This is a genomic window from Vibrio sp. 10N.261.52.A1 (assembly GCF_002876325.1).
In the GTDB taxonomy this organism is placed as follows: Bacteria; Pseudomonadota; Gammaproteobacteria; order Enterobacterales; family Vibrionaceae; genus Vibrio; species Vibrio chagasii.
In genome coordinates this window covers 1-3212 of sequence record NZ_MCYD01000067.1, presented here as the reverse complement: position 1 = coordinate 3212, position 3212 = coordinate 1, and the positions used below count along the sequence as shown (strand labels likewise).

The 3212-nt window shown below is 42.7% G+C and carries 4 protein-coding genes; 3 read left to right on the top strand and 1 reads right to left on the bottom strand.

The window, feature by feature from the left end:
• Together BCT81_RS00995 and cobA are read left to right on the top strand one after the other, a co-directional pair.
• On the top strand, positions 1-754 hold a 754-nt coding region (locus BCT81_RS00995), incomplete at its 5' end, for a formate/nitrite transporter family protein (RefSeq protein WP_102423010.1).
• Between the two features lie 328 nt (positions 755-1082).
• Positions 1083-1868 (top strand): uroporphyrinogen-III C-methyltransferase, encoded by a 786-nt coding sequence (gene cobA, locus BCT81_RS00990; protein WP_102423009.1) that lies wholly within the window; start codon positions 1083-1085, stop codon positions 1866-1868.
• 15 nt (positions 1869-1883) lie between these two features.
• On the opposite strand, the gene BCT81_RS00985 is transcribed toward cobA, so the two are convergent.
• On the bottom strand, positions 1884-2423 hold the full coding sequence (locus tag BCT81_RS00985; protein ID WP_102423008.1) for a DUF4174 domain-containing protein: 540 nt from the start codon (positions 2421-2423) through the stop codon (positions 1884-1886).
• A 249-nt stretch (positions 2424-2672) separates the two neighbouring features.
• Here BCT81_RS00985 and BCT81_RS00980 point away from each other — a divergent pair, with 249 nt between their 5' ends.
• Entirely contained in the window at positions 2673-3146 is a 474-nt protein-coding gene (locus tag BCT81_RS00980; protein ID WP_102423007.1) for an NYN domain-containing protein, read from the top strand.
• The last annotated feature ends 66 nt before the right edge of the window (positions 3147-3212 follow it).

The following is a 3212-nucleotide window of genomic DNA, read 5'->3' as shown; positions in this document are numbered from 1 at the left end:
AACCAAGACGGGTACTCGCGATCTTCTTATCCGAAGTACTATGGCTGGTATTATCCTTTCTCTTGCGGTTGTAGTGGCTATCACGACTATCGTTCAAACAGGTATCGGTATTGTTGGCGCACTCGTGTTCCCAGTTGGTTTCGTAATTCTTAGTGTAATGGGTTACGACTTAGTAACAGGTGTATTTGGTCTTGCACCTTTAGCGAAATTCGACAACCGTCCAGGTATCACTTGGGGTCGTATTCTACGCTGTTGGGGCCTTGTTGGTCTGGGTAACCTTATCGGTTCTTTAATTGTTGCTTTCCTAGTTGCGGTTTCACTAACAGGTAACTTCTCTCTAGAGCCAAACGCTGTTGCTCAGAAGTTCATCGCAGTTTCAACTGGCCGTAGCCTAGGTTTTGAAAACATGGGTATGGACGGATGGATCACGTGTTTCGTACGCGGTATCTTCTGTAACTTAATGGTATGTCTAGGTGTGATTGGTAACATGACAGCGCGTACTGTGTCTGGCCGTGTAGCAATGATGTGGTTCCCAATCTTCATCTTCTTCGCACTAGTATTTGAGCACACAGTAGTAAACATGTTCCTATTCCCACTGGGTATGATTCTTGGCGCTGACTTCGGTATCGCGACTTGGTTGAACTTCAACCTTATCCCAACAATCCTAGGTAACATCGTTGGTGGCTTGTTCTTAACATGTGTTCCACTATTCTTAACTCACGCTAGAACAGCTCCTTCTCTAGGCGCTAAGTAATTCGAATACTCTAGGCTAATGAGTAATTGATAAAGTTTATTAAGCCCCAAACTGTTGATTTGGGGCTTTTTTGATCTCAACACTCTCTACTTAGATAGCAGTGCACCTAAGTTGGGCTACATGTGCTCGAGAATGGTGCAAATATCGGTGTTTACCAACGTAATAGATTGTTTTGTTATATAAACTTCTATCTTGATTAGAATTAATCGTGAAGTTTTACGGCAACAACTGATAGTCTAAGAAGTAGGGATATTGATGATTCATTGAATGATGAATCATCAAACAGAATTAAGCTTGGAATATAACAAGCTAACTTTCGGAGCAAAGTATGTCAGAAGTATCGCCATCGAATGTTAATAAAGAAAGCAATGGATTTGTATCACTGGTTGGTGCAGGGCCTGGTGACCCAGACCTGTTAACTTTAAAAGCAGCGCGCGTCATCCAACAAGCGGATGTACTGGTTTACGATCGTTTGGTATCAAAAGATATCTTGGCGATGGCAAACCCAGATGCAGAGATGTTGTATGTGGGGAAAAAGCTCGATCACCACTGTGTTCCACAAGACCAGATTAACCAATTATTGGTCACTAAAGCTCAGGAAAACAAGCACGTCGTTCGCCTTAAAGGTGGTGACTCATTTATCTTCGGACGTGGTGGGGAAGAGTGTGAAACGCTTGCAGAGAACGACGTTAAATTTGAAGTCATTCCTGGTATTACAGCCGCTGCGGGCGCTACGGCTTATGCGGGTATTCCACTGACGCATCGCGACCACGCTCAAAGTGTTCAGTTTATTACTGGTCACCTTAAAAAAGACGGTGAAGATATTGATTGGCAATCTCTGGCACAACACAATCATACCATCGTGTTCTATATGGGATTAAAAGAGAGCCCGAATATTCAGAAGAATCTGCTTGATAACGGCATGCGCGCGGATATGCCTGTCGCGATTATTGAAAACGGCACACGCCAAGAGCAGAAGGTGTTTCGAGGTGGGTTGAGTGACCTAGCAAGCCTGGCTAGTGTCGCGACTAGCCCAGCCTTGATTGTTGTTGGTAGTGTGGCGCAACTCCATGAAAAACTTGACTGGTTTAACAAGCAATCGAGTCACGCCTAATTTTTACGTTTTGAATTAGATACTGCAGCGGCTGTTTTGTCGCTGCATTTCTTGTTGGCGCATTGGCATTTCATCGATAATGTTGGTGATGAGGTTCCAATCCGTTTTACCATTCCAACGATGTTTCTCTTTTCCGTCTTTGCCAATTAATACTGCAGTGTGAGAGCCTTTGGGAATCTCATAAATGCTAGTCACTGCTTCTAAGTTAAACTCTTCCTCAAGCCAAGTCGGGACGGTGTATCCGCTTTCTGCTATCACCATGATGACAACATCTCTTTCGTCTAGCTGGCAGTTATTGATCAGCACTTCATTAAGAAACTCTTTTACCACCGAGTCTTCCTCTGGGGCGAAATAAATGACACTGCGATGAGGCAGTGGTTGTGAATGGGAGTAGGCCGGATAAGCAAACACTGAATGAGTGGAGAGGCTAAAAATCAACACGATGCTAACAGTTATTAGCTTGAGCAAAGTTAACCAACAACTGGAAGAAGCTAAAGCGACCATTGCGGTGTTGTCGAAGCTTACGTGCGATTTGTGTTTTTGTCGGTGTAGCATAGCCAACCTCCCTTAAGTAGCCTGTTAGCTTTACTTGTATCTCTAATCGATAGCCCTTGTGTGGTGGTCACCAACGTCAAAGACGATCGTCCAGTTTGATAGACACCTATTAAGCATAGTTAGGATTACGTTAAACATGCTTAGATTTACGTTAACCATAACCAACAGGTTCATTTTTATTGGATAAAGCGACTCGCATTTTAGGGTTGAATAGAATAGGGTATACCGAAAATCTAAAGGTATGAATTTATGGAAAACATAGCTATTTTGGTCGACGTCCAAAACGTTTACTACACAACACGAGACAAATATCGTTCTAACTTTGATTACAACCAATTTTGGTATGTAGCGACAGAAGGTCGAAATGTTGTTGCGGCTCATGCGTATGCGATTTCTAGTCAAGATCCTAAGCAGCGTCAATTCCATCATATTCTGCGCGGTGTGGGTTTTGATGTGAAATTGAAGCCATTTATTCAGCGTCGTGATGGCAGTGCGAAAGGTGACTGGGATGTCGGTATTGCCTTAGATGCCATCGAACTAGCAGAGAATGTGGATACAATCGTTCTAGTCTCTGGAGACGGGGACTTTGAGATCCTTTTGGAAAGAATTAAACAGCGCTTTGGAAAAAAAGTGGAAGTTTACGGTGTACCAGGGCTCACTGCTCAAAATCTTATCGATTCTGCGTCAAAGTTCGTTCCGATTGAAAAAGATTTCTTACTATAGAGTAAATCTCTCATTTTATAATTGAAATCAATAATAACGATAATTAAAATGCAAACTATTATTATT